Consider the following 23,981-nt stretch of genomic DNA (forward strand, 5'->3'; position numbering starts at 1 on the left):
TAATGAAACCAGATAAATTAGATCAGTTCATGTACGCATTAATGAAAGAGGCTAGAAGGGATTCACTAATGGAACTTCTAGAATCATGGGAAATTAGTGAATCTGAATATGAAGAAATTGAAGAGTGGTTTTGGAAAGAACATAAGGTGAATTTATGAAGGTTGAAATTTTAGCCAGTGGATCAGGCGGCAATGTGATTGCCATCCGGTCCTCTGGAAATACCATCTTAGTAGATGTAGGAATCGCTAAAACAAAGATTGAAAAAAGGCTGCTGGAGGTCGGGATTCGTCCCGACTCCATAGATGCCATTTTAATAACACATGCACATTCAGACCATGTTAAAGGTCTTTCACTGGCAAATAAATATCATATTCCTGTTTTTGCTTCGAAAGGTGAATGGGAAAGCATCAAGGGTGTGGATTCTGGTCTTAAACGAATCATGCCCGGCAATCAAATAATAAGTGATTTTGATGTAACAGCATTCAAAGTTCATCACGATGCTTATGAACCAATAGGATATTCCATTGTGGATAAAGTTGGAGATAAAGTATCAGTTTGCTTGGACACCGGCAAGGTAGATTCAGAAATGATTGAGACTATGAAATATAGCAATTTTTTGATCATAGAGTCTAATCATGAGCCGGCCATGCTTGAACATTCTAATTATCCGAATGCAACAAAGGCGCGTATTCTTTCCGACATTGGACATTTAAGCAATACACAAACTGCCGAGGCCCTAACAAAACTTGTGAAGGGCGTTGGAGAAAAAATTTATCTTACGCACTTATCCAGCAGCAACAACATGACGGAGCTGGCAAAATTAACGACGATTCGAGCACTGAATAGGAAGGGTTTTAAGCCAGGAAAAGACTATGAAATAGAGGTGTTTTGACGCTGAGACAATAAAGAACGGATGAATGCTAAATGGCAAATCCACAAACGGAAAATGGATACACAAGAATTGCTAATGAATTACTCGAACAGATCATGAAACACAGGTTAAACGGCACCCAGTTTCGAATTATATTAGCCGTTTGGAGAAGAACTTATGGATTTCATCATACTACTGCGGAATTACCTATTAGTAAAATCGCTGAAATGATTGGAGCTAATAAGGGCCAAGCTCAAAAAGGATTAGATCAATTAATTGAAAAGAAAATCATAACTGTTTCTGATTTCAATTCTAAGGGAGGAAGAAAATTGGGCGTAAATAAAAATTATGAGGAATGGGAATCGGGTGAGGCTCAAGCAAAAGTTGATCCTAAGCCATTAAAGCCGAAGAAAGTGGCCAAGAAGAGAGTATATGAAGAAGATAACACCTATTATAAAATAGCTGTTTATTTTCATAACCATGTCAAAATTGTCGCTAAAGAGGCCGGTATTGAGCATTTGATTGCCAGAGCAAATTTACAAACATGGGCCGATGATTTTAGGAAGCTGGTGGAACTGGAAGAAATAGAAAAGCACCATGCGAAAGAAGTTATGGATTGGGTTGTAACAGATGAGTTTTGGAGAACGAATATTTTATCTGCTTCAACATTTAGAAAGCAATTTGCCAAACTTGCGGTAAAAATGGCAAGCCAAAAGAAACCTTCTCAGCCTATAAAACAAGCCGACTCTCGAGACAAAGATATTGAGTTCCAACAGTGGGTTGCCGGGGGTGGGGATCCAAATGATTTCAACTGGAACTGAAATGGCTGCTGAGCAATCAGTTTTAGGAGCAGTCTTCCTGGATCCGGATGTTCTTGATGAAATTACATTTTTGGAAGAACGGGATTTTCTTATTCCTAAGCATAAAGAGATTTATAAAGTAATGAGATTCCTAGAAAAACGTGGGAAACCCGTGGATATCATTACGGTGACCGATGCTTACGTTAAATTCGGGAATATCGAAAAAATCGGTGGTGTTCCTTATCTATCTGATTTAGCTGCATCCTGTCCCACCACTGCAAATGTGAAATTCCATGCTGAAATGATTCGTTCTAAAGCAATGGAACGCAGGATTAAAAATACAGCTCAAATCATCGAAGGAATGTCCAGGAGTGATTATGAAACGGACGAAGAATTCTTTTCCTATGTGGAGCAGCTGGTAACCGAATTAAGACCAGTTGATAATGCTAAGATGCTTAGTTTTTCAGAGTCGCGAGAGGAATACTACAAGCATTTAAAAACGCCGGCCGAGTTCATCAAGACGGGATTCTCTGAATATGACAAGTGGGCCCAAGGAATATGGAGGGGCTGGCTTTTCATTAGTGCTGGAAGACCTTCAGTTGGGAAAACGGCTTTAGCTTTGCAAAGGATAAATGGTGTTGCTAAGCAAAAGGAAGGTGTCGTGCTTGTATGGAGTCAAGAAATGAAAAGAGATTCTTTAAAAGACCGGATGATTTCAGCTGAAACAGGTATACCATTCCAAAGAATTAAAATGAAAGACTTGAATCAAAAGGAGCAAAAGCTTGTTGATATGGCGTATGACAATTTCGAATACCTTCCCATCTTTATGCAGGACAGCTCAGGTGTCACAATCGATGAAATCAAGGCTACTGCCAAGCAGTTTAAGAGGAAGCACGGAAAGATAGCCATGATCGTGGTGGACTATTTACAAATCATGAGTATCCCTCAGACCAATGGTGATACCAGGGCACTGGCAATTGGACGAGTCACAGGTCAAGCGAAACAAATAGCCATGGAGCAGAACTGTTGCTTTATGATGTTGTCACAAATGACCAGGGAGTCTGATAAGGGTGGAATTGCTAGAAGACCGGTTTTAGCTGATTTGAAGGAATCAAGTTTCATTGAACAGGATGCCGATGTAGTTGAATTCCTTTGGAGTGAAGGCGAAAGGACTTCCCAAGGAAAGATCATCAATCAGACTTTTGCAAAAGGTCGGGATATTGGCGTTAACGAATTCAAATTACTTTTCCTTAACTGGAAGCAAAAATTCACGGAGTTGCCAAGAGAGGTAAAGCAGGCATGAACTTGACGCTTGCTACCATCCAGCAACTCTATCAAATTGCCATTGATAAGAATAATAGATTAAGGGATCGTTACGCAGCTGCACGGCTGCTGCAAGAGAGGAGAAAAAAGAATGCGCTTTGTAGGAATAGATCCATCAACTAAAACTGGTTTTGTAGCAATGGACCAGGGAGGTATTGTCCTGAGAGGTAAGGAGCTCAAAGGCTTAGGATCCCAGGACCCTAAGAGGATGTCTACACTTATTGATGAAGTGATGGATCATATCCGGAAAGATGACTTCATTTGCATCGAGGGATTTCCTTATGATACTCAGAGAGCCATGTTCGCAGGCGGCCTGCATTGGGGTATTCGTAACGCACTATACAAACGAGGATTTACATACTACGAAGCTGCACCTAATTCGGTAAAGAAGTACGTGAACGTTACTGGCTGGGTAGGAGAAGTTGGCCATAAAAAACGCCATACTGGACCGGAGAAAAAGAAGGTAGTCATGAAGGCGGCGGAAGAACACTTTGGTTTTAGCCATTCAAGCGACAACGTGGTTGATGCTTATATTCTTGCTGAAATTGCAAAAGATCTTTGGACGGTTAAGAGTGGTTTCAATGCAGGATATCTTTCAAGCTATCAAGCTGAGGTAATAGATTCTATCTTAAATCCAGTGGAAAAGCCTAAGAAGAAAAGGAAGGTTGCCAAAGTATGAAACCAAAACGGAAACGTCGATTGAAAAAGTCTTTAGCCAAAAGACGGAAGGATCGTTTGAATCGCGCTTGGAGAAACATTTTTGTTAAGTCAGGTTATTTAAAAAGTAACGAAGGGGCTGATATTCATGGCTAAGGTTCAGCCGGTTGTTATTCGCCGCCAACAAAAACATGAAGCAGAACAGGCTATCGAGGATTTATTAGTGAGGGGATTTGAGATTGTTTCCTCTCTTAAACAGGAAAATCAACAATCTGAAGTTCTTAATATTTATTCTTTTGAACAAAAGCGATTCCAGGTAGAAGACTATTCTTCTCCTTGGATCGCTAAGATGATGAGAGTCGTACAGTAGACACAAACAGTGCCGACTGAAAATTTGTCATATCTACTTATTCAGCATTTTTCTTTTCATAAAAAATCATTGCTATATGGATAATTAAACTTATTGAAAGGGCAATAACAATACTAATATCTAGTGTTCCTGCGTCTTCGGGTTTATTAAAGAATCCGTTAATTGTAGTGAATATTAGAAGAACTAAATAAATATAGATTACATTTTTCGGGAAAAATTTAATTGGGAATACCCCCTTTAAGAGTTGATGTTATCAATTTCCTGTCAGTAACTATTGTATCTAAAAAGACTATTGTATCTAAAAAGAGAGTACCTTGATAGAGGCCTAATGTATTTTTAAGAAAAGTACAGCATAGTTCGAATATACAGGGAGGTACACAAAATGGCTTATTCCCGTGAAGAACAAGAAACTTCTTTGGTTTTTGACAATAGCACAGGCGAGTGGACCGTTTACTCTACGGTTCCAAAACACATTAGAAAACTCAGTAAATTAACAGAGTTATTCGTCCTAGAATCCGAGGATGATAGACCGATAGCTGTTAGGGGAACTTTGACCGAAAAACAGGTTAGCATGAAAAACATACCTAAGAAGCGCGAAATGACCGAAGAACAAAGACAACAAGCAGCTGAAAGATTGTCTAAGGCTAGAAACGCTTTATAAATAAAGGAATACTTTATCTGTTTCTTCATTTGAATACAAACAGCTTACTCATAAATTAATATCATAAAAACCATTACAAAAGGAGCGAATTTTATGCAGGTAACCGTTAAAGCACATTTTAATAAACAAACGAAGGATAGTAAAAAGGAACTTGTTCAGTTCTATGTAAAAGGTGAGGATGAAAAGAAACAAGAATTAAATCAGCTAACACGTGAAGTGGTCGAACTGGAAATTGAAGGCGTGGAGCAAAAACTAAGATGTGAATTTAATAAATCGACTAAAGACAGTAAAAAAACCGTGCTTGAGTTCATTGTAAAAGGCGATGCTTCTGCTGAAAACACTTTTAACTTTTATAAAAAGGCCGGATCTGATGTTACATTGTGTATTGTTGAATCTCAAATGAGCATGGATGATTTTAATGAGGAAACGCATGATGGTATTGAATATGAAATAGGAAAAGACGGGACCGCGAGCGTTTCTCCGAATCAGATGACATTGGACGATGTGGCCCAGGAAGAAGATAGCGAAGGTCAGGGCCAGGGTGAACCTGACAAAAAAGATGAAGATAACGATGATCCTTTTGCTCAATCTGATTTTACGGGTGAAGACGACGATTTATTAGACTAATGGAACTCGAGCAACTGACTGAAAATAAAAAAATGACCAGGATTTCTCCCGGCCATGGTGATTGTATTGGTGTACATATTATACCATGGAGGGGAGAACGAATGGGACAATTATCTTTCTTTCCGGATGTTGATGAAAAAGAGGTTCGTCGGGTTGTTGCCCGGCAACTGAAACAATACAAAGCACTTAAAGTCGCTGTTACAAATAAATCTGAACAGATAGACGAAGGTAAAGAAAATATATTTCCGATTCTAAATAGCGAGCAAAGCGATAAAACAATAATCGTGAGACAAATAGATCGAGCGTTAGAAAATGCCCTTGATGAGGTCGAACGAGAAATTATTAAAAGAAAATACCTGTCTCAATCAAGAATGAAGGACATCACGGTATATTTAGATATGGGGTTAACAAAGGATCAGTATTATAATCAAAAAAGAGAAGCTATCAGACTTATTGCAACAGCACTTGGAATTATCTGAGTGCTGTTTTTAATGTTGAATGCTAATGTTATAATTTAATAAAAAAGTATAACGGATTTTGGAGGATATATATGACTATTACAGATAAACATAGGGCTTATGGCGAAGCAATGAACTTTGAGTCAGTTTATGATTACAGTGAACAATATAAGGTGAATGATAATCCAACGGTTTGGAAATACATGAGCATGGAAAAATTCAAATCTTTATTGGACGAGAAAGCACTTTACTTTTCCAAACCAAGTGGATTTGTCGACCCGCTTGAAGGGAGCTATTCACACTGGGATATAAAGCAAAGGGATACTGGGGGAAATACTAGAGATTATATGAAAAGGATTCAAGAGTTTTCAGCTATTTCTTGTTGGCATATTAACGACCATGAGTCTGCTGCAATGTGGGATTTATATTTGGGTGGAGGTGATGGAATAGCTATAAAAACGACTTATAAAGATCTATACAATTCAATCCATGATCCATACATAATCTTTAGTGGGAAATTGCAATATATAGATTTTTATAAGGACATGACGAGTGAAAATGTCTTTGACACGCTTTTTTATAAACGCAAATCATTTTCTTTTGAGAATGAACTTAGATTGATGATTATCGCGAGCAGAATTGATCATAAAAATCTTACAAAGCAATTTGAAAACGAAGGTATACCAATGCAAGATTGGGATGGGCTTATTGATGATCTTGAAGAAAAGTCTTATGAATTTTCACATCCCAATGGAAATTTAGTATCATGTGATCTAAATAATTTAATTCACTCCATATATGTATCACCAAAGTCACCACCTGAAGTTGTTGATAAAGTTAAGTCAATGGTCAAAGAAATTGGAATGTCTAGCGAAATAATAGTTAAGTCAAATTTATATGAAGATTATATATATTAATTTTCAAAAAGGGCTGTGATCACTTGCGTGGTCATTGCTTTTTTTTTTTGCAACAAAATCACGATAAAACGCTGGATAAAACAACTGACTTTTTATTTTCCTATGAAAGGTAAGATTTTCTTATCGGGTTTTACCTGGTGGGAGACGCATCTTTCCCTTATCAAGCGCGCCTATGCGATGAAATAATTCTTATGGGCCGATGGTGTACTCGATGAAAGTTATGGGTGTTGATGAATGTTTACCAATGGGAGGAGCATTCTGAGCCTGAACGCGCTAGTCTTTGCGACACTTGAATCGGGGAACCTTTGTTAAAGTATTTTGCATTGCGTACTTTGCTTTGTGCAATCTGCTTTACTTAGTTTATCCTCCCAAAGTAAAGCGTGTATTGCAATTATATAGACCTGTTTTTAGAAGCATTTAATTTGAAAAAGCTATTAGCATAATGAGGTGATTTAGAAAAGATAAAAAGAAGGCCTAAGCTGGCCTTCTAAAAATTATTGCGGTTGTTTTATTCATCCATAGTTAAATTACGATAGATTTTTTTGAATAAATTTATGTTATGGCTTTTGATTGTGACTATTTCTTCTTCCGGATAAATATTACCATTCAGATCCATTGCTTTTTCAAGACCTTTGAATAGCCCATCCTTTTCTACTTTTAGTGTCAAACTATCATTTACTTTAATAATTGGGTAACTCGAAGTATCAACGTTGTATGACTTTGTATCAGTATCAACAACTGCGGATGAACCATCCAATGAGGTTACTTCACCCGTAACGTTTGTTGTAAAAGTTTCTGCAAACATTGGGCTAAAGATTAACCAAAAGGTTATAACCCCAGCAACAACAAAAAATAGACTTATTAATCCGGGAATTATGCTTGACTTAAAAAGCCAGAATGAAATTAATAAAATTGCAAACAAAACAATAATATTTAGCAAATTAACACCTCCTTTTAAACAATTATCGGAATAACTATCTTCTTTTAAAGTTATACAAACGAACGTTCCGTACTCCAATTGCAGTACGGAGGGTAGAGTATTCCAGTTGCAGTACGCCAGAGTACTCCAGTTGCAGTACGCTAGAGTACTCCAGTTGCAGTACGCTAGAGTACTCCAGTTGCAGTACGCTGATTTTTTTTCCTTCATTAGAGCGCAAATCCTAAAGAAAAGATTTAAAGAAATATATTAAAGAAACCTAGCAAATGATATTTACTAAGGGTATAAATGATTATAAGAAAAGGAAGGAGGGATACATGGTGAAAGATTCAGGAATATCAGAGGGTTTAAAGCCGGGGAATTTAGGTGCAATAATTTTAGATCCAGGTGATTTGGGTGGAAGTCCATTAAGTTTGGACCCAGGCAACGTTGGAGCATAATAGAACAATTAGAAAGTACTCATTCAATTTGGGTGCTTTTTTTGTTGGGAAAATATATTTAAAAACAGTGGATAATAACAAGATATCTATTTACACGTATCTGAATACGTGTTATAATAAGTATATAGAAAGGAGGTAACAATGAAATCATACTCTTCAAGAGAATTAATCAAGATGATAGAGGATGATGGATGGTACATAGTAAATGTTGTGGGAAGCCATCATCAATACAAACATCCTACTAAAGAAGGAAAAGTCACGATACCACATCCGAAGAAAGACTTTCCTAAAAAAACACAAAAGAATATTCTTAAGCAATCGGGGTTATTATAACCCCTGATTGCAAGGAGGTTAACATATATGAGTTTTGAGAATAAATATTTATTCCCAGCTGTATTTGATTATGCAGATGATGGAATCAGTGTAGAGTTTCCTGATTTACCAGGTTGCTTAACGTGCGGGGATAATGATGCAGAAGCCTTGGAGATGGCCAAGGAAGCAATGGGACTTCACTTGTATGGAATGGAGAAGGACGGGGATAGTATTCCTGAAGCTTCAGCTATACAAGAAATTAAGGTATCCAAGAATCAAGTCATTGTTTTGATTGAAGTATGGATGCCACTTGTTAGGGATCAAATAGAAAATCAAGCAGTAAAGAAGACTCTTACCGTTCCTAAGTGGTTGGATGATTTAGCGAAGGAAAAGAACGTGAACTTCTCCAGAGTTCTTCAAGATGCACTTAAAAGCTTACTTGGCACAGGTGACAAATACTAAAAATAATGAACCATCTCTTTTGAGGTGGTTTTTTATTATGGGGAAAGAAGGTGGATTATAAAAGGATATGGCTGAGTACAAGACCGATGCACAGAAGAAGAAGTTTTATCGCACCAGTGATTGGAACGAGCTAAGGCTTGAAGCTTTAGAGAGGGACAACTACGAGTGCCAACAGTGTAAGCGTGAAGGTCGAGTGCATGTGGACTCAAAGAAGGTTGAAGGAGAACGCAAGACCATTGAACTGAACGTCCATCATAAGTATGAGATTGAAGACTATCCGCAGCTGGCGTTGGTATTGGATAACCTTACTACATTATGTCTAAACTGCCATAACAAGATGCATGACCGTGTGTTTGGTGCGACAAAGCCGAAGAAGTGGGATGATGAAAGGTGGTAAGGGAATGGATAGTGATGGAGATCATATTAGTTGTACCACATGTACCGAACCGATTCTTAAATCTGATAACTATTGTTCTCATTGTGGTAGACAATCAAGTGTTAACTTGAAAGAAAAGATTAAATAACACCCCCCGGTCAAAAACTTTTGCGTTTTTTTTGCAACCCGGGGACCGGGGAGGGGGCCCTGCTGTCCAAAAAAATCGAAAAAATCGCCTGCTATATTAGGGGGGTAAAAAAAGAGAGGGGGGTTGTTGTGAGCGGAACGGTAAAAATATCGAATATGGAAAAACAGTTGATGATGAGAATTAATTGTGACGATTTAATTGAAGTTGATAAAGTTAAGCGTTATATAGCCATTGTTAAGCAAATTAGGAAACTTCAAGTTGTAATCAATAAAGACGGCGTCATGATGACGACCATTAATGCAAGTCAAGAATTCATTAAAACAAATCCTGCATTAAACGAGTTAAATAAGCTCACAAAAACCCTAATTGCTCTTGAAAAATCGATTAAATTTGAAATGATGGATGTCCCAGTTATAACAGAGGATGAAGAGAAGGATAATGACGAACCCAATGTCAGTGATCTATATTGATTAAACAAAAGTATGTCGATGCTTATATTGTGGCATGGCGTGAAGGTCGCGCTATTTTTAATCAAGAACGTATTGAATTAATAAATCAGTTGGAAACCGAAGTGCTTAATCGAGACGATATATATTTCGATGAAAGGCAAATTGATCAATGCATTAATTACATTGAAAAATGGTACTTTAAATTAGAACTTTTTCAAAAGTTTATTATTGCATTCATATTCCTTAAATATAAAGAACGCGACAAACTATTTTATAAAGACATTGTGATTGTTATTGCTCGTGGAAATGGAAAGAATGGTCTGATTTCTGGGCTTGCTGATTACTTCATCAGTCCCGGTCATGGAATAGAAGGATATAACGTAGATGTTGTGGCCAACAGTGAAGATCAAGCCGAAACGTCTGTAAAAGAAATATATAACATGAAAGAGAAGAACAAGAACTTCATGAAGAACTTCTTTTCCTGGACCAAGACAAAGATTACCGGTAAAGCTGCTCTTGCTGAATTCAAGTTCCGGACATCCAATGCTGACACAAAAGATGGTGGCCGCCCTGGGTGTTTGATTTTTGATGAGTGGCATATTTACGAAGATACAAAACTCATAAACACGCTAAGCTCAGGATTAGGGAAAGTAAAACATAGAAGAAGAATTTATATTTCCACCAACGGTCATGTCCGTGGTGGTTTTTTCGATAGATTCATTGAGCAATGTGTTGAAATATTAAAAGGCGGCAGCATGCGTAAGAACCGTTTTGTTTTCATTTGCAAAATGGATAGTAAGGATGAAGTCGAAAATCCGGAGTTGTGGGAAAAGGCTAATCCTATGTTTAGTCAGCCAAGAAGCCCGTATGCTGAAGAACTGTTTGACACCATTATGGATGAATATTTAGATCTGGAAGATGACCCCTCTGGGCGCCCTGAGTTTATGGCAAAAAGGATGAATCTCCCACAACAAGATAATACGGTTAAGGTTGCTTCTTGGGAAGATATTGAAGCAACTAATAGACCTATTCCATACGAAAGATTGCAAAATAAAATGTGTATAGGTGCAATTGATTTTTCTTTTATTAAAGATTTTACAGCATGCGGTGTTTTATTTAAGGATGGCGATAATTATATTTGGGAAAGTCATCAATTTGCAAGGCGTGAATTTATCAAAGAAGCAAATTTAAAACCTCCAATATTTGAGTGGGAGGAACAGGGGTTAATTACGTTATTGGATGAGCCCGTTATTAATATCAGTTATATGGTCAATTACTTTTGTGAAATGAGAGAGAAATATGGGCTGAATACCATTGTTGGGGATACCTTCCGTCTGGATATTGTAAAACAAGCACTAGAACAAGCGGGATTTAAAGTTTTATATATACAAAATCCTCATGCCATCTATGCAAAACTTGCTCCTAGAATTGAAATGCTCTTTGCCCAAAAGCGTATTATTTTTGGTGACAATCCATTGATGAGGTGGAACACAAATAACATTGTTGTAAAAATTAAAAATGATGGTAATAAAGATTTTGTCAAAAAAGATGAAGTGAAGAGAAAGACTGATGGATTTTCAGCTTTTGTATATGCTCTTTGGCAAGCTGATGAACTCGAAGAAATAGATATAGATGGGGCGTTAGATATTTTAGAAAGTTTGAATTTCTAACTTGACCTATAGAGAGGGGGTGAGAATAATCGGATTCTTAGCTGATATTTTTAATCGTAACAGTGAAATCGGATCTTCATTTGATTTTGAATGGATCACGGAAGCATCGAAACGAGTTTATTTAAAGTCCATAGCATTAGAGACTTGTATTAACTTCATCGGACGGACCATTTCTCAGTCAGATTTTCGTATGATGGAAAATAATAAACGGATCCGAGATGATTGGGATTACTTGCTTAATGTAAGACCTAACACCGATCAATCAGCTGCAGATTTCTGGCAGCGATTTATTTATGAGTTGATTCATGAAAATGAGGTTCTTGTAATTTTGTCTGATACAAATGATTTATTAATAGCTGACAGTTTTATCAGAAACGAACTTGCTTTGTATCCTGATACGTTTGAATCGGTGGTGGTTAAAAACTATCAATTTAAACGTTCCTTCAAAATGGATGAAGTGATTTATTTAAATTACAACAATGAGCGTTTGACCAAGTTCTTAGATGGTTTGTTTACTGATTACGGGGAATTATTCGGCCGAATGATGGAGGCCGCCATGCGCGGTTACCAAATCAGAGGGACTGTAGAGGTTGAGACAGTTCAATCATTGGAAGATAAGAAACAAAATAAGCTGCAGGGATACATTGATCGGGTATTTAGTTCAATAAAGAACAATGCAGTGGCCATTATTCCTTTGTTGAAAGGATTTAAGTACAACGAAATTGCAGATGGTGAGGTTGCAGGTCCCTCCATTGACGATTTATCGAAGTTAAAGAAATCTATAACGAATGATGTTGCTGAAATACTTGGTATCCCTACGGCACTTGTTCATGGAGAGATGGCTGATTTAGAAAAGTCGATGAAAGCCTATATAAAGTTTTGCGTTGGCCCATTATTAAAGAAAATTCAAGATGAGTTGAACGCCAAATTAATTACCAAAAAGGATTATCAGGAGGGTAAAAAATTCGATATTAAAGGCATTCAAGAAAAAGCAGTCATTGAGAACGCTGAAGCCGTCGACAAGCTGGTTGCATCAGGCGCGTTCACACGGAATCAAGTACGTGTTCTTTTTGGTGAAGAGCGTTCTGACAATCCGGAATTAGATGAATTTGTTATTACTAAAAACTATCAGGCTGCAGGTACTGTTGAAGGAGGTGAGACTAAGTGACGAAAAAAATTCAAGCAATCCCTTATAAGTTTTTGAATCAAACCAATGGAGAAGAGCATGAAATGATTATTTCAGGTGCCATTGGCAAAAGTGGTTGGTTTTATACGGCTACTAGTGCACAAGATGTTCGTAATGCATTGGCTGAAATTACGGCACCCACAGTGCGAATCAAATTAAATAGCGGTGGTGGCGATGCTGATCAAGGGGTGGAAATCTACAATTACTTAAAAGATCTGGATAAGCATATCGTTGTGGAGGTGACATCGTTGGCCGCATCGGCTGCATCGATAATTGCGATGGGGGCGGATGAGGTGATTATGCGAACTGGATCAAGAATGATGATTCATGAAGCAGCAACCTTTGCATATGGGACTAAGCAAGACATCAAGAAGACTCTTAATGCCCTTGAGACATATGATGAATCGATCATATCCATCTATCAACAAAAGACAGGTAATAGCCGTGAGGAAATAGCTAAATTAATTGAGGCTGAAACCTGGATGACGGCCGAGCAGGCTGTTAAGGATGGCTTTGCTGACAAAGTGGAATATGAACCGAGAGAAAATTCAAAAGAAGGCATCACGGACGAACAACTACAAGAAATCATTAATACTGTTACCAACAATTTAAAACAAAATAATAAACAAAACAATGAACCTCATCCATCTGTCCCAACTGCGCCTGAGCCAGTTATGACAAAACGTAAAGGGTTCATTTTTTAATTAATCGAAAATACAGGAGGAAAAAAGAATGGTCATGAAATTAAATAATCATACAAAAGCCTATGATGAGGCTAAAAAAGCATATGCACAAGTAGTGAAGAATGAGAGCTCAACTCCCGAGCAAATCGAAGCAGTTTGGAACACCATGCAAGATGAGCTCGTAAATTCCTTAACAACACAAATTACCCAAGCTGTCCAAACACAAAATGCAGATCAAACGATCTTAGCGGCTCGTGGTGTAAATGTTCTAACATCTGAGGAAACTAAATTTTTCAATGCTGTCGTGCAATCGGACGGGTTTACAGACGATATTATTTTGCCAGAAACGACGGTTGACCGTATTTTTGAAGATTTAACATCAGATCATCCATTCTTGTCTGAAATCAATCTGCAGAAAAAAGGTCTTGTAACTCGCATTATCAAGTCCGATCCTTCTGGTGCTGCTGTATGGGGTAAGGTCTTTGGTGAAATCAAGGGACAACTTGAAACGGCTTTTAGTGAAGAAAAAGTCACACAATCTAAACTGACGGCATTCGTTGTTCTTCCTAAAGATTTAGACACATTCGGGCCAGCTTGGATTGAGTCTTATGTTCGTACACAAATCTCCGAAACTTTTGCTGTGGCATTGGAAAATGGATTTATTAATGGCGTAGGTCCTGTTAAAGATCAGCCAATTGGTTTAATTCGGGATTTAGACGCAGCGGTAAGCCAAGCAACTGGTCACGCAAAAAAATCAGTTACCGGTACCCTGACATTTGCTGATTCAAAAACAACAGTAAAGGAACTATCGGAAGTCATGAGTTACCTTTCCACCAAAGCGAATGGTAAATCTGTGAAAATCGGGGGGAAAGTTGTTTTACTTGTTAACCCTATCGATTCCTGGGGAGTAAAAGCTCAATATACGTTCTTGAATGCAAATGGAACGTATGTGACAGCCCTACCGTTTAATTTGCGTATTGTAGAATCTGAATTTGTTGAATCCGGGGAGGTCATCGCTTTTGTAAACAACCGATATGATGCTTATACAGCGGGTGGCGTCCAAATTAACAAATTTGATCAAACTCTTGCTTTGGAAGATTGCTATCTTTACACAGCCAAACAATTCGCTTTTGGTAAAGCAGATGATAATAAAGTATCAGCAATTTATACATTATCTATTAATACTCCGGAAGGGTGATTTTGATGGCAAAATATAAAGTGTTAAAAACATTCAAGGATATCCATACCAATGAGGTTTATAATCCTCATCAAGAAATCGAAATGACGGTAAAACGGGCCAAAGAGGTTGAACAAAATCTCGATGATTCTTACTTAAGTAGGGTAGAAGAAAACGAAGATGACAAGTAGGTGATTTGATTGGAAATCACATGCGAATTGCTATTACAGTTCAAAGAACGCATGAAAATTTCCCACACGAAAGAGGACGACAATCTTAAAAAGGTGTTGTCCTTTTCATATGCTGCCATCAAAAGAAAGTGTGGAGTATTTGATATTGAAAAGCATGAAGGCGGAAAAGAACTTGTCTTTGAGCGTGCTCGGTATTCGTATAATGACGCCGTGGAGTATTTCGATGAAAACTTTGCCAGTGAAATAACAGGGTTAGCTCTGGATTTATACGAGGGGGATCCTGATGAAACCAAAGTTTAATCCAAACAAAATTGGCAGCGGTGAGTTAAGGACGCCAGTTTCCTTTTACCAATACGCCCCGAGCAATGGCCCAGAACCAGGAGAAGGAGCATTGGCGCAGGTATATGAGTGTTTTGCAGAAGTGTACAGCGCAAGCATGAAAGATATCGAAATTCTCAATTCTGGCAGGGAACAGCAGCAGCTAAAATTTATGAATACGAAAAATGCCGTAACTATTAATATCCGCGATTCATTCGGTGAGTATTTTCCCGACACTGAACACTACGCAGAGTTAGAGGATGATCGCTATTCAAAAATAATAGATGGCCAGCGCAGCTATATTCGTTTTAACGTGATAGATGTTCGCCCGAACTTAAAAAACAACGATCTTATTACTGTTCTTTTGGCGGTGATTACATGAGTGTGGAATTTAAGGGATTTGAGGACATCTATAAAAACCTGCAGAATCAATTGTCAGAACAGGCTTTAAGCAGAGTGACCAATAAAGCCTTAATCGCTGGGGCAAAAGAGGTTTCAAAAGCCGTCTCCGATGAATTTGATGATTTTAAAGATACAGGGGCGTCTCAGGATGAAATTGTAATAGGTAAAGTAACTAGCAGTAATGGGTATAAATCGGTATTAGTGGGTTGGAATGGACCTAAAGAGCGTTATCGATTGGTCCATCTAAATGAATTTGGATATAACAGAAATGGCATAAAAATAAAACCTAAAGGCTACGGATCTATTCAACGAGCAATCTCGAATAGTGAAGGAGCCTTTTTGCATGCGGTCACCAAGGAGATGAAAAAACAATTATGACAGACGGATTAATGGTGATCTATAACCAACTAAATTCAAATGAAATAATTGTTTCCCATTGTAATGGCCGCATTAAATTTTATGAATATCCCGAAACAGCCGATGCCAGCAAACCTTTCATTGTAATTGATCCGTTGGATGTACCTGGTCCAGCGGTTTTTGCCAGTAATGAAAATCATGCCAATGAGTATTTGTACCAAATTGATGTGGAAGCTTCAAATCGTTTGCTAGTCAAAGAGATTCAACGTGAAATAAAAAATGAACTAAAAAAGATTGGTTTCGGTCAGTTAAAAGATGGTTTAGATGAATATTTCAAAGAAACAAAGCGCTTTGTTGACGCCAGGCGTTATCAAGGACTAATAAAAGAAGAGGTGCTGTAAATGAGTATTAGAGTAGGGTTCAAGCGAGCGACGGTTGGCGTTTTAGATATAAATGGGAAAGTCACAAAAGATGTGTTTGTGATAGAAGGGAAGGCTAATAAGGGTGGTACCAAGGAAGCGACCATTTCCGGCATCTCCCCAGAATCCATAAAATCATTTGCCTCAAATGTAGCGTATTATGTGTCTGCAAAAGGTACGGGAGACATTAAAACGGAACTAAGCATTTTAGACGTACCGGAAGAAATGGTAGTCGCGGTGCTGGGCCGTAAGAAACACACCGATGGCTTTACATTGATTGGCGAACGTACTGAGGCTCCTTATGTTGCCGTATTACTGGAATCGGAAGATGCAACAGGGCAGCCGGTGTTTTTCGCTTTATTGAAAGGCAAAATGTCTGCCGGGGATGTGTCACTAAAAACAAGTGAAAATAAACCTGCAGAGCCAGAAGATGAAAAGCTGACAATGGAATGTGTGGCGAATAATGATGGTGAAACCATTGCTTACGGGATCGGTACGGAACTCGCGGCGAAATTAAAAACCTATGCATTCCCCCCAGCTACACCACCAGCTGGATAATTAGAGGCCTTCCTTGCGGAGGGCTTTTCATTTTTATTAATAAAAATTGGAGGAATGAATCATGTATCAATTAGACTTAACGAATTTAAAAACGAAAGAAGTCAAAACCCTTACGCAAACAAGTGTTAGCGGCAAACAATTAATCACAGCATTGAAGCTGAATAATGCGGTCTATGAGGATGACGTAGAATCAACGATGGCCCTGGTCACTTTCGTTGCTAATTTATTTGGTGTTACAGCAGATGACATTTTAGACGGTATCCAGGCGCATGAATTGATGGAGAAATTGTATGAAGTGTATTACCAAGTTCTTGGTTACAGTGAAAAAAAGAAACAGAAGTTGATTCAGTACATGAAGGACGGAGAAATGGAGCCGGTACTGGATTAACTCCACAAGAAGCCATTGAAAATCTAAATGCATTATTTTTTGATTTAATGCAGCAGGGCATGAGCTATCACGACGTCGTCAATGCGGATTACTATCATTTGATGGAAATATTAAATAATGATGCAAAACCAACAGAAGAAAAGGCCATGGATTTGGCGGACCTTGTAAAAATATTATCGTAGGAAAGGAGGAAACTAATTGATAGGAAAAAATCAGCCACTCGGAAAAATGATCATCGAAATGGATTTATCGTCCGCCAACTTTACCAAATCTTTAACAGCTGTAAATCGGTCGATAAAAAGCGCTGAACGGGAAATGAAAGCGAATATGGCCGTGTTGAATAATGCCGATGATAAGTATGGTGCATTAGGGAAACAGGTTACAGGCTTGAATAAAATCATGTCTTTGAATGAAAAACGCATTCAGCAATTGAATGAGAAACGCAAAAATGAGCTCAAGACAAATGCGGAAAGTTCAAAGGTCATACAAGATTTAAATAAAGAAATTAATACAGCTATTCAGCGACAAAGTGCCTGGCAAAAGCAAGTAAAAGATGCTACCGGCAAAATGCTCGACTACACATCGTCCACGAAAGATTTAGAATCCGAACTGGCCAAACTCAAAAAGAAAACGGACGATCATGTGGAAAGTCAGAAAAAAAGCGGGTTAGCCTTTTCTGCACAAAAAGATAAGCTTAAAGGATTGAGTGACCAGGCGAAGATCCATCAACAAATCGTTGATACCCAAAAGCAAAAGGTGGCGGATTTGACGAGGGAATTTGGCGAGCATGATCGCAGAGTAGATGAGGCAAAAAACAAATACAAGTCCCTTGTAGATGAGCAAGAAAAATTGAATTCATCGTTTAATACATTGAACCGAAAAATTTCTACTGTCCATCCCTCTATTGGTAGATTAGCAGATGATATTGGAAAAGCCGAATCGAAGCTTCGAGGCTTGTCCGATAGCGCCTTGACCACTGGATCAACTTTAAATGATACAGGCCGTTCCATTTCATCTAGCTTTAGCGGCATTACTCTAGCCGGCGGATTAGGGTTAGGTTATACCATCAAACAAGCAGCTGATTTCGAACAAGCTATGGCCGACATTAAGGCACTCATGAGTCCGCAAGAGTGGAAACAATATGGGAAACAGATGAACAAACTTGTGAATGAACTCGGACTGGAAACGAAGTATAGCAATAAAGAAGTAGCCATCGGGATGCAAGAGTTGATTAAAGCTGGTGTTGATCTGGATGCCATCATGAGTGGTGGGTTAAAATCCGCCCTTTCATTAGCCACAGCTGGTGAATTGGAATTAGGCCAAGCAGCTGAAATTGCCTCTACTGTGTTGAATTCCTTTAGAGATGACAATATTGATATGGCAAAAGCAGCCGATTTATTAGCCGGTTCCGCAAATGCTTCCGCCACATCCGTGGAAGAAATGAATTATTCCTTATCCCAAGTTTCAAGTGTGGCAGGCCCCGTTGGTTTTAGCTTTGCTGATACAAACACAGCATTGGCCGTCTTCGCTCAAGCAGGGCTTAAAGGATCCGATGCAGGTACATCCTTAAAAACCATGATAATGCGGTTGTCTCCACAGACTGATGCAGCTGCAACGGCAATGGCTGAATTGGGAATTGCGACAACCAATACAACGGCCGGCTATAAATACTTAGTGGAAAAGGGCATCCAGCCAGCTTCAAGAACCGTTCCAGATTTAGATAAGGCATTCAAAGAATTAGCCAAACAAGAACTTGGTGGGGCAGCAACTAAAGCAAAATTAAGAAAAGAATACGATAGATTGCAAAAGTCAAGTGGGTATCTTTCATCTTCCTTCTTTGATGAGCAAGGTAATGTTAAATCCATGTCTGAAGTTTTTAATATTCTTCAAAAGTCTACAAAGAATCTTTCCAAAGAACAAAAAATCAATGCCTTTAATACCATTTTTGGTTCGGATGCGATTCGAGGTGCCATGATTGCTAGTAAATCAGGGGCTGAAGCGTTTGACGAGATGGGCGTAGCCATTAATAAAATTAGTGCCGATGATGTAGCAAAAACTAAAATGGACACATTAAAAGGCTCTATTGAAAAAATGAAGGGTGAAGCGGAGAGTGCTGCCACGACCTTCGGGACTGCCTTGATTCCGACCATAAAAACGGTGGCTGGGACCATCGAAGATGTAGTCGGATGGTTTAATAAATTAGACCAGGGTACGCAGCATTCCATCGCCAAATGGACAGCCATTGGTGTGGGTGTAGCAGGTGTAGGTGCGGCACTTGGATTTTTAACAATCGGGATTGGTGGTTTAGTTACTGGAGTCGGAAAAATTACACTTGGCGGGGCCGGTCTACTAAAATTTTTATCAAATGGTGTCATTAATTTAGGTAGTTTTACGTCCATGACCAAAGGTAGCACACAATCTTTAAACGCTGAGACAGGTGCCCTTAATACCAACACAACAGCTCTGCAACGCAACAATAACGCTCGCGGCGGCGGGGTAGCAGGTGGCAAGAAGACACCTGCAGGGACCACAGTTGCTCCCTCCATGTCAACAGGTAGTAGAGCGGCGAAGAATGCAGGGAAGGTTGGTAAAGGAGCCAAGGCCTTGAAATATGTAAAAGGGGCCGGCGCAATTGGAACAGTAGTGGGAGTCGGCGCGTTAGGGTATGAATTGGCTACCGGTTCCGGAACAAAAGAATCGATTGGTGGAGGCATTGGCGGCACTTTAGGTGGTATTGGTGGTGGCGCGGCGGCTGGTGCGGTTCTTGGTTCGGTAGTGCCAGGTATTGGCACTGCAATAGGTGGCATTGCTGGTGGGATTATCGGAGGAATTGTCGGAGATAAGGTAGGTTCTTCAATTGGCAAGGTATTTGATAAACAGGATAAGAAGGAAGCTGCCCGTAAAAAAGCGACGAAAATAGCGGAAAACGGAGCTTCACTAAATCTTAAAATCAAGGGTGTTTCAGAATCAACCCGAAAGGCTCTGGGTGAGTATGACAAGCTATATACCGGGGCGAAAACTAAGCTCAACCAACTCATGTTATCCAATACTGTCGTCAATAAAAAGATTAAAGAAGACACCTTCAAACAATATAATTCCATGGCCAAGAGTGTTCTTTCATCCTTAAAAGATCGGCACCAGGAGGAACGTGTCGAAGCGGTAAAGGCTTTGAAATCCAATAAAGAATTATCACAAAAAGATAAGGATGAAGCCCTGAAAAAATTAGATGAAAAGCATAAAGCTGAAATTGAAAAAGTCAAAGGCGACAATGAGCGCGTTAAGCAAATTATGAGTAATGCCTCTAAAGAAAAAAGAGCTCTTACTCAAAGTGAAAAGCTGGCAATAAACCAGATTAATGACCGAATGTATTATACCAAAATTAAAAAGACGGTCAAAAGTGAAGACGAATTAACCAACATAAACAAAAGACGTAGTAAGCAGCGCCATGATATCACGACAAAAGAAATGAATCAAACCATTAAAGCGGCAAAAAAGGAATTTGAAGAAACGAAAACAAACGCTGAGAAAAAACGCGAAAGTAAAGTTAAAAATGCAAAGGTGCAATACGAGAAGTTAGGCGTAATTTCCAAAGACGAATTTGACAAAATTGTTGATAATGCAGACAAAGAAAAAGAAAAAACCATTGAACAAGCTAGAAAGAAAAAAGATGGTGTCATAAAGAATGCAACACGCCAAAAAGAAGAGTCCGTAAAAGCTTCCAAAAAACAAAAAGAGTTAAATATTGAAAATGCTCAAAAAGAAACCAAAGGTGTAGGAAAAGCGTTTGATGGTTTAACCGGTTTCTTGAAAGACACGGTTAGTTGGGTTAAAGGTTTATTTGGTAATAAAGATAAGACCTCTTCCCCTCCTCAATTCAAACCTGGCAGCATTCCTGAAAATGCTAAAGGTACGTTTCAAGGGCCCTTTAAAGGCGGTTTATCTTTTGTGGGTGAAGAAGGTCCAGAACTAGGATACTTACCAGGTCAAGGACTTGGGTTGGTTGGCACAACTGGTACTGAACTGATGCATTTACCAAGAGGTTCAGCTATTCTTCCACACGATAAAACAAAGGCGGTCTTAAGCAACTATAATTTCCCGACTAATTCGATCCCTGGCTTTGCAAAGGGTACGGGTGATGATGATTCGTTTATGGATTACATCATTAATGGATCTAACAAAGTTTTGAACGGCATCGGAACATTGGGCGGTAAGGCTGTAGATGCATTCGATATCATCACAAAAGGCCCTTCTAAGTTATGGAACCAGTTAAAAAATTCCCTAAACTTTAAAGACACATTTCCTACATTTGCGAACAAATGGGCAGGCGGGAATGGTGTTGTGGCGTGGGCGAAAAATAAAGCCATGGATTATTTCGGTTCCTTGTTCGATGGATTCGGCGGCGGAGGCAGTGCGGCTCCTGTGGGTAAAGGCGTGGAAAGATGGCGGAGTACCGTCATACAGGCATTAGGAATGAGTGGCCTACCTACAAGTGCTAATTATGTGAACGCATGGTTAAGGCAAATCAAGTCTGAATCAGGTGGTAATGAAAAGGCTATCCAATCAACAGCTGTAAAGGATATCAATTACTATACGGGGAATTTAGCCCGCGGGCTCGTCCAGGTGATCCCGCCAACATTTCGCAGTTTTGCATTCCCTGGCCATACAAACCAAATGAATGGTTTAGACAGCTTACTGGCAGGGATGAACTACGCTAAATCGCGCTATGGATCTAATATGCTTAAATACATTGGTCATGGACATGGATATGAAAATGGCGGCATCATCACCAAGGAGCATTTAGCCATGGTAGGAGAAGGGAACAAGCCAGAAGCGATTATTCCTTTAAGCCCCAACAAGCGTAGTAGAGCGCTAGAATTACTGGCTGCCGTTTCTAGTAAAATATTTGGTGATCCGACTAAGACTAGCAGCAGCGATAATAGTCTTATTTTTTCTCTATTAAAAAAGCAGGATGCCCAAATCGCATTATTACAACAGCAAAATGGACTTTTATCTAAAATCCTAGCGAAAGACAATAATACTTACCTGGATGGCAAAGCTCTTTATAACAACAACAAGAAATATAGCCAATCTGAAACGAAGATCAGGAACATGGCTAAGGGGGTGAATAGCTTATGAGCGAAGAAATAACCTTTAATTATTGCGGATTTGATTCGAAGAATGACTTATTTTTAATCACAAATGAGATTAACCGGAATATCACGGCTGACATTACGGAAAATGTTCAAGATATCCCAGGCATGGTCGGCCAATTGTTTCAAGGGAATAGTTATGGACAAAAAGTGTTCGATTTGGAGGTAACAATCCAAGCTGACTCTGAAAGGGATCGGGTGCAAAAATTTCATGATTTAGCTACGCTGATTATGCAAACCGGCAATGCTGAATATCCCATGGTTTTTAGCGATGAGGCCGAGTACACCTATTACGGCCATTTTAGTGCTGTTTCCAAACCAGAAAGAATCAGTCAAACCTCTCATTGGGCTAAGTTCACCCTTACTTTTTCTTGTTCTGATCCTAAAGGATATGGGGAATACGAATTGATTAACTTTACTTCCAACCCTATAACCCTTACGCCCAAAGGCACTACTGAGTGTTACCCCGTCTTCACGTGTATGCCAAAGAAAGATGTAAAAAAAATTGCCATTACTGATCAAGATGGGAACTATGTATTTATTGGTGCAGATGTAGACCCAGATACGGGTAATTCGCCTATTAATAGAGAGCCACAAGTTTTAAACGACCCATGTAACACCCTTGCCACTTGGACTAAAATAACCAGTCCAACATTAACTTGGGAATTAGATAACGGTGTTATTGGTGGAGATATGACCACGACTCCTAATGCTATGCGAGTATCTACGACCAGCGATGGATATGCTAATTATGGCAGTCCAGTCAAAGGGAAATGGCACGGGCCAGTTCGTTTACAGTGGTTACCTGGGAGTTACGATGATTACCGTATTCGAGTTAGATTTGTAAACAAGCAGACATATAATAGGGCTCAGGGAAAAGTGGAGATGTACTTATTAGACGCTAATGGTGCTCGTTTAGGTAAACTCATGCTCAAAGACAATGGTACGGAGAGTAAAGTCGTATATGTTGGGTTTAAACTATATAACGGATCTAAAGTCAGAGATTTATACTATGGTCCTGGTACTATCAAAAAGGGAAAAAGTAAAACCATTACACTCAAGATTAAAAACGGTACGAAAACAGTTAAGGAAAAAGGGAAGACGAAGACTGTTCAGCAATGGAAAACAGTTAAGCTTGATGAAGATTCGGACACCAGCACCTTTACCAATTTTTATGGATATTTAGAGTTGGAGAAAATCGGCAATAAATATCGGATAAATATCATGAAGCTCGACGACAATAGCAATCCAGCTTGGAGTAAGCCCATCACTAAAACTTGGACAGATACCAAGAATGAGTTTCCCAAAGACCTCGCAGGTATAGCTTTCTACGCTGCCAAGTACGATATATACGAAGATACGACTCAACCGATCACTCGTTATAGAAATAATGACCTCATGGTGAGTGATGTAAAAGTGTGGAATATCATAGATGGCGGAAATGGTGCATCTTTAACCGAACCTACGGTAATTGCTCACAAAGGCGATGAGGTGAAAATCAATTGTGAAGACCGTACTGTTTATAAAAACGGCGATTACTATATGAAGAAACTTTATATCGGCAGTGACTTTCCTACAATGCAAGGTGGAATTACACAGACCTTTGCATTCGAGCCAGGTTTAGATGAAGCCGACTGGTATTTGGAATATCGACCAACAACCCAATAGGAGGTG

General features: G+C 39.0%; 31 protein-coding genes. 30 read left to right on the forward strand and 1 reads right to left on the reverse strand.

All coding sequences use genetic code 11. From position 1 onward, the window contains the following. The first annotated feature begins 2 nt into the window (after positions 1 to 2). The 11 genes from ABE28_RS24830 (at position 3) to ABE28_RS03155 (ending at position 6,684) form a co-directional block, all read left to right on the forward strand. Entirely contained in the window at positions 3 to 158 is a 156-nt protein-coding gene (locus tag ABE28_RS24830; RefSeq protein WP_156775672.1) for a hypothetical protein, read from the forward strand. After that, entirely contained in the window at positions 155 to 892 is a 738-nt protein-coding gene (locus ABE28_RS03115) for an MBL fold metallo-hydrolase (RefSeq protein ID WP_064463981.1), read from the forward strand. Before ABE28_RS24830 ends, ABE28_RS03115 begins: the two co-directional genes overlap by 4 nt. Positions 893 to 924: 32 nt before the next feature. Then, entirely contained in the window at positions 925 to 1,692 is a 768-nt protein-coding gene (locus tag ABE28_RS24305; RefSeq protein ID WP_083231921.1) for a replication protein, read from the forward strand. Further along, a complete protein-coding gene (locus ABE28_RS03125) occupies positions 1,673 to 2,974 on the forward strand; it encodes a replicative DNA helicase (RefSeq protein WP_064463979.1) in 1,302 nt (433 codons plus the stop codon). The genes ABE28_RS24305 and ABE28_RS03125 overlap by 20 nt, the downstream gene beginning before the upstream one ends. 111 nt (positions 2,975 to 3,085) lie before the next feature. After that, positions 3,086 to 3,673 carry a hypothetical protein gene (locus ABE28_RS03130; RefSeq protein WP_064463977.1) on the forward strand — a complete coding sequence of 196 codons (588 nt, stop codon included), beginning with the start codon at positions 3,086 to 3,088 and terminating at the stop codon, positions 3,671 to 3,673. Continuing rightward, positions 3,670 to 3,807 (forward strand): DUF3983 domain-containing protein, encoded by a 138-nt coding sequence (locus ABE28_RS25575; protein WP_257390689.1) that lies wholly within the window; start codon positions 3,670 to 3,672, stop codon positions 3,805 to 3,807. Before ABE28_RS03130 ends, ABE28_RS25575 begins: the two co-directional genes overlap by 4 nt. Further along, positions 3,800 to 4,021 carry a hypothetical protein gene (locus ABE28_RS03135; protein ID WP_064463975.1) on the forward strand — a complete coding sequence of 74 codons (222 nt, stop codon included), beginning with the start codon at positions 3,800 to 3,802 and terminating at the stop codon, positions 4,019 to 4,021. The genes ABE28_RS25575 and ABE28_RS03135 overlap by 8 nt, the downstream gene beginning before the upstream one ends. A gap of 382 nt (positions 4,022 to 4,403) precedes the next feature. Beyond that, complete coding sequence (locus ABE28_RS03140; protein WP_064463973.1) at positions 4,404 to 4,682, forward strand: hypothetical protein; 279 nt, start codon at positions 4,404 to 4,406, stop codon at positions 4,680 to 4,682. A 93-nt stretch (positions 4,683 to 4,775) separates the two neighbouring features. Continuing rightward, positions 4,776 to 5,309, forward strand: coding sequence for a hypothetical protein (locus ABE28_RS03145; RefSeq protein WP_064463971.1), 534 nt, complete (start codon positions 4,776 to 4,778; stop codon positions 5,307 to 5,309). 101 nt (positions 5,310 to 5,410) lie between these two features. Beyond that, on the forward strand, positions 5,411 to 5,788 hold the full coding sequence (locus ABE28_RS03150) for an ArpU family phage packaging/lysis transcriptional regulator (protein WP_064463969.1): 378 nt from the start codon (positions 5,411 to 5,413) through the stop codon (positions 5,786 to 5,788). A gap of 71 nt (positions 5,789 to 5,859) precedes the next feature. Next, on the forward strand, positions 5,860 to 6,684 hold the full coding sequence (locus tag ABE28_RS03155; RefSeq protein WP_064463966.1) for a DUF2971 domain-containing protein: 825 nt from the start codon (positions 5,860 to 5,862) through the stop codon (positions 6,682 to 6,684). Between the two features lie 508 nt (positions 6,685 to 7,192). Here ABE28_RS03155 and ABE28_RS03160 read toward each other — a convergent pair. Continuing rightward, positions 7,193 to 7,624: a hypothetical protein gene (locus tag ABE28_RS03160; protein WP_064463964.1), complete on the reverse strand. Its 432-nt coding sequence runs from the start codon at positions 7,622 to 7,624 to the stop codon at positions 7,193 to 7,195. Positions 7,625 to 7,938: 314 nt separating this feature from the next. Here ABE28_RS03160 and ABE28_RS25580 point away from each other — a divergent pair, with 314 nt between their 5' ends. The 19 genes from ABE28_RS25580 to ABE28_RS03240 all read left to right on the forward strand — a co-directional run bounded on the left by ABE28_RS25580 (position 7,939) and on the right by ABE28_RS03240 (position 23,975). Next, positions 7,939 to 8,061 (forward strand): hypothetical protein, encoded by a 123-nt coding sequence (locus ABE28_RS25580; protein ID WP_257390690.1) that lies wholly within the window; start codon positions 7,939 to 7,941, stop codon positions 8,059 to 8,061. Positions 8,062 to 8,202: 141 nt separating this feature from the next. After that, positions 8,203 to 8,394, forward strand: a complete 192-nt coding sequence (locus tag ABE28_RS03165) for a type II toxin-antitoxin system HicA family toxin (protein WP_064463962.1) — start codon at positions 8,203 to 8,205, stop codon at positions 8,392 to 8,394. Positions 8,395 to 8,421: 27 nt separating this feature from the next. Next, complete coding sequence (locus tag ABE28_RS03170; protein WP_064463960.1) at positions 8,422 to 8,835, forward strand: type II toxin-antitoxin system HicB family antitoxin; 414 nt, start codon at positions 8,422 to 8,424, stop codon at positions 8,833 to 8,835. 67 nt (positions 8,836 to 8,902) lie between these two features. Beyond that, positions 8,903 to 9,232, forward strand: a complete 330-nt coding sequence (locus ABE28_RS03175; RefSeq protein ID WP_064463958.1) for an HNH endonuclease — start codon at positions 8,903 to 8,905, stop codon at positions 9,230 to 9,232. A 255-nt stretch (positions 9,233 to 9,487) separates the two neighbouring features. Then, positions 9,488 to 9,829 carry a P27 family phage terminase small subunit gene (locus ABE28_RS03180; protein ID WP_083231922.1) on the forward strand — a complete coding sequence of 114 codons (342 nt, stop codon included), beginning with the start codon at positions 9,488 to 9,490 and terminating at the stop codon, positions 9,827 to 9,829. Further along, positions 9,826 to 11,478 carry a terminase TerL endonuclease subunit gene (locus tag ABE28_RS03185; protein WP_064463956.1) on the forward strand — a complete coding sequence of 551 codons (1,653 nt, stop codon included), beginning with the start codon at positions 9,826 to 9,828 and terminating at the stop codon, positions 11,476 to 11,478. Before ABE28_RS03180 ends, ABE28_RS03185 begins: the two co-directional genes overlap by 4 nt. A 28-nt stretch (positions 11,479 to 11,506) precedes the next feature. Beyond that, positions 11,507 to 12,646, forward strand: a complete 1,140-nt coding sequence (locus ABE28_RS03190) for a phage portal protein (RefSeq protein WP_064464212.1) — start codon at positions 11,507 to 11,509, stop codon at positions 12,644 to 12,646. Further along, the gene (locus tag ABE28_RS03195; protein WP_064463954.1) at positions 12,643 to 13,368 is read left to right on the forward strand and encodes a head maturation protease, ClpP-related; all 726 of its coding nucleotides are present in this window, start codon (positions 12,643 to 12,645) and stop codon (positions 13,366 to 13,368) included. Before ABE28_RS03190 ends, ABE28_RS03195 begins: the two co-directional genes overlap by 4 nt. A gap of 28 nt (positions 13,369 to 13,396) precedes the next feature. Then, entirely contained in the window at positions 13,397 to 14,545 is a 1,149-nt protein-coding gene (locus ABE28_RS03200; protein WP_064463952.1) for a phage major capsid protein, read from the forward strand. A 5-nt stretch (positions 14,546 to 14,550) separates the two neighbouring features. Then, positions 14,551 to 14,715 (forward strand): hypothetical protein, encoded by a 165-nt coding sequence (locus tag ABE28_RS25410; RefSeq protein WP_167353377.1) that lies wholly within the window; start codon positions 14,551 to 14,553, stop codon positions 14,713 to 14,715. Between the two features lie 9 nt (positions 14,716 to 14,724). Then, positions 14,725 to 15,015, forward strand: coding sequence for a hypothetical protein (locus ABE28_RS03205; protein ID WP_064463950.1), 291 nt, complete (start codon positions 14,725 to 14,727; stop codon positions 15,013 to 15,015). After that, complete coding sequence (locus ABE28_RS03210) at positions 14,999 to 15,415, forward strand: hypothetical protein (protein WP_064463948.1); 417 nt, start codon at positions 14,999 to 15,001, stop codon at positions 15,413 to 15,415. The genes ABE28_RS03205 and ABE28_RS03210 overlap by 17 nt, the downstream gene beginning before the upstream one ends. Continuing rightward, on the forward strand, positions 15,412 to 15,813 hold the full coding sequence (locus tag ABE28_RS03215; protein ID WP_064463946.1) for an HK97 gp10 family phage protein: 402 nt from the start codon (positions 15,412 to 15,414) through the stop codon (positions 15,811 to 15,813). Before ABE28_RS03210 ends, ABE28_RS03215 begins: the two co-directional genes overlap by 4 nt. After that, entirely contained in the window at positions 15,810 to 16,193 is a 384-nt protein-coding gene (locus ABE28_RS03220) for a hypothetical protein (protein ID WP_064463944.1), read from the forward strand. Before ABE28_RS03215 ends, ABE28_RS03220 begins: the two co-directional genes overlap by 4 nt. After that, a complete protein-coding gene (locus ABE28_RS03225; protein WP_064463942.1) occupies positions 16,194 to 16,769 on the forward strand; it encodes a major tail protein in 576 nt (191 codons plus the stop codon). Positions 16,770 to 16,830: 61 nt separating this feature from the next. Then, positions 16,831 to 17,157, forward strand: a complete 327-nt coding sequence (gene gpG / locus ABE28_RS03230) for a phage tail assembly chaperone G (RefSeq protein ID WP_064463941.1) — start codon at positions 16,831 to 16,833, stop codon at positions 17,155 to 17,157. Between the two features lie 59 nt (positions 17,158 to 17,216). Next, the gene (locus ABE28_RS25585; protein ID WP_257390691.1) at positions 17,217 to 17,339 is read left to right on the forward strand and encodes a hypothetical protein; all 123 of its coding nucleotides are present in this window, start codon (positions 17,217 to 17,219) and stop codon (positions 17,337 to 17,339) included. Between the two features lie 16 nt (positions 17,340 to 17,355). Then, entirely contained in the window at positions 17,356 to 22,293 is a 4,938-nt protein-coding gene (locus ABE28_RS03235) for a phage tail tape measure protein (RefSeq protein WP_064463939.1), read from the forward strand. Beyond that, positions 22,290 to 23,975 (forward strand): distal tail protein Dit, encoded by a 1,686-nt coding sequence (locus tag ABE28_RS03240; protein WP_064463937.1) that lies wholly within the window; start codon positions 22,290 to 22,292, stop codon positions 23,973 to 23,975. The genes ABE28_RS03235 and ABE28_RS03240 overlap by 4 nt, the downstream gene beginning before the upstream one ends. The last annotated feature ends 6 nt before the right edge of the window (positions 23,976 to 23,981 follow it).

The organism is Peribacillus muralis, assembly GCF_001645685.2.
Taxonomy (GTDB): domain Bacteria; phylum Bacillota; class Bacilli; order Bacillales; family DSM-1321; genus Peribacillus; species Peribacillus muralis_A.

Bases quoted from the DNA above. Each gene is read 5' to 3' on its own strand.
- ABE28_RS03155 (WP_064463966.1), top strand. From the start codon at position 5,860: ATGACTATTACAGATAAACATAGGGCTTATGGCGAAGCAATGAACTTT.
- ABE28_RS03225 (WP_064463942.1), top strand. From the start codon at position 16,194: ATGAGTATTAGAGTAGGGTTCAAGCGAGCGACGGTTGGCGTTTTAGAT.
- ABE28_RS03210 (WP_064463948.1), top strand. From the start codon at position 14,999: ATGAAACCAAAGTTTAATCCAAACAAAATTGGCAGCGGTGAGTTAAGG.
- ABE28_RS25580 (WP_257390690.1), top strand. From the start codon at position 7,939: ATGGTGAAAGATTCAGGAATATCAGAGGGTTTAAAGCCGGGGAATTTA.
- ABE28_RS03240 (WP_064463937.1), top strand. From the start codon at position 22,290: ATGAGCGAAGAAATAACCTTTAATTATTGCGGATTTGATTCGAAGAAT.
- ABE28_RS03130 (WP_064463977.1), top strand. From the start codon at position 3,086: ATGCGCTTTGTAGGAATAGATCCATCAACTAAAACTGGTTTTGTAGCA.
- ABE28_RS03150 (WP_064463969.1), top strand. From the start codon at position 5,411: ATGGGACAATTATCTTTCTTTCCGGATGTTGATGAAAAAGAGGTTCGT.
- ABE28_RS03175 (WP_064463958.1), top strand. From the start codon at position 8,903: ATGGCTGAGTACAAGACCGATGCACAGAAGAAGAAGTTTTATCGCACC.
- ABE28_RS03115 (WP_064463981.1), top strand. From the start codon at position 155: ATGAAGGTTGAAATTTTAGCCAGTGGATCAGGCGGCAATGTGATTGCC.
- ABE28_RS03170 (WP_064463960.1), top strand. From the start codon at position 8,422: ATGAGTTTTGAGAATAAATATTTATTCCCAGCTGTATTTGATTATGCA.
- ABE28_RS03145 (WP_064463971.1), top strand. From the start codon at position 4,776: ATGCAGGTAACCGTTAAAGCACATTTTAATAAACAAACGAAGGATAGT.
- ABE28_RS03125 (WP_064463979.1), top strand. From the start codon at position 1,673: ATGATTTCAACTGGAACTGAAATGGCTGCTGAGCAATCAGTTTTAGGA.
- ABE28_RS03140 (WP_064463973.1), top strand. From the start codon at position 4,404: ATGGCTTATTCCCGTGAAGAACAAGAAACTTCTTTGGTTTTTGACAAT.
- ABE28_RS25575 (WP_257390689.1), top strand. From the start codon at position 3,670: ATGAAACCAAAACGGAAACGTCGATTGAAAAAGTCTTTAGCCAAAAGA.
- ABE28_RS24830 (WP_156775672.1), top strand. From the start codon at position 3: ATGAAACCAGATAAATTAGATCAGTTCATGTACGCATTAATGAAAGAG.
- ABE28_RS03165 (WP_064463962.1), top strand. From the start codon at position 8,203: ATGAAATCATACTCTTCAAGAGAATTAATCAAGATGATAGAGGATGAT.
- ABE28_RS25585 (WP_257390691.1), top strand. From the start codon at position 17,217: ATGAGCTATCACGACGTCGTCAATGCGGATTACTATCATTTGATGGAA.
- ABE28_RS25410 (WP_167353377.1), top strand. From the start codon at position 14,551: ATGGCAAAATATAAAGTGTTAAAAACATTCAAGGATATCCATACCAAT.
- gpG (WP_064463941.1), top strand. From the start codon at position 16,831: ATGTATCAATTAGACTTAACGAATTTAAAAACGAAAGAAGTCAAAACC.
- ABE28_RS03220 (WP_064463944.1), top strand. From the start codon at position 15,810: ATGACAGACGGATTAATGGTGATCTATAACCAACTAAATTCAAATGAA.
- ABE28_RS03215 (WP_064463946.1), top strand. From the start codon at position 15,412: ATGAGTGTGGAATTTAAGGGATTTGAGGACATCTATAAAAACCTGCAG.
- ABE28_RS03200 (WP_064463952.1), top strand. From the start codon at position 13,397: ATGGTCATGAAATTAAATAATCATACAAAAGCCTATGATGAGGCTAAA.
- ABE28_RS24305 (WP_083231921.1), top strand. From the start codon at position 925: ATGGCAAATCCACAAACGGAAAATGGATACACAAGAATTGCTAATGAA.
- ABE28_RS03135 (WP_064463975.1), top strand. From the start codon at position 3,800: ATGGCTAAGGTTCAGCCGGTTGTTATTCGCCGCCAACAAAAACATGAA.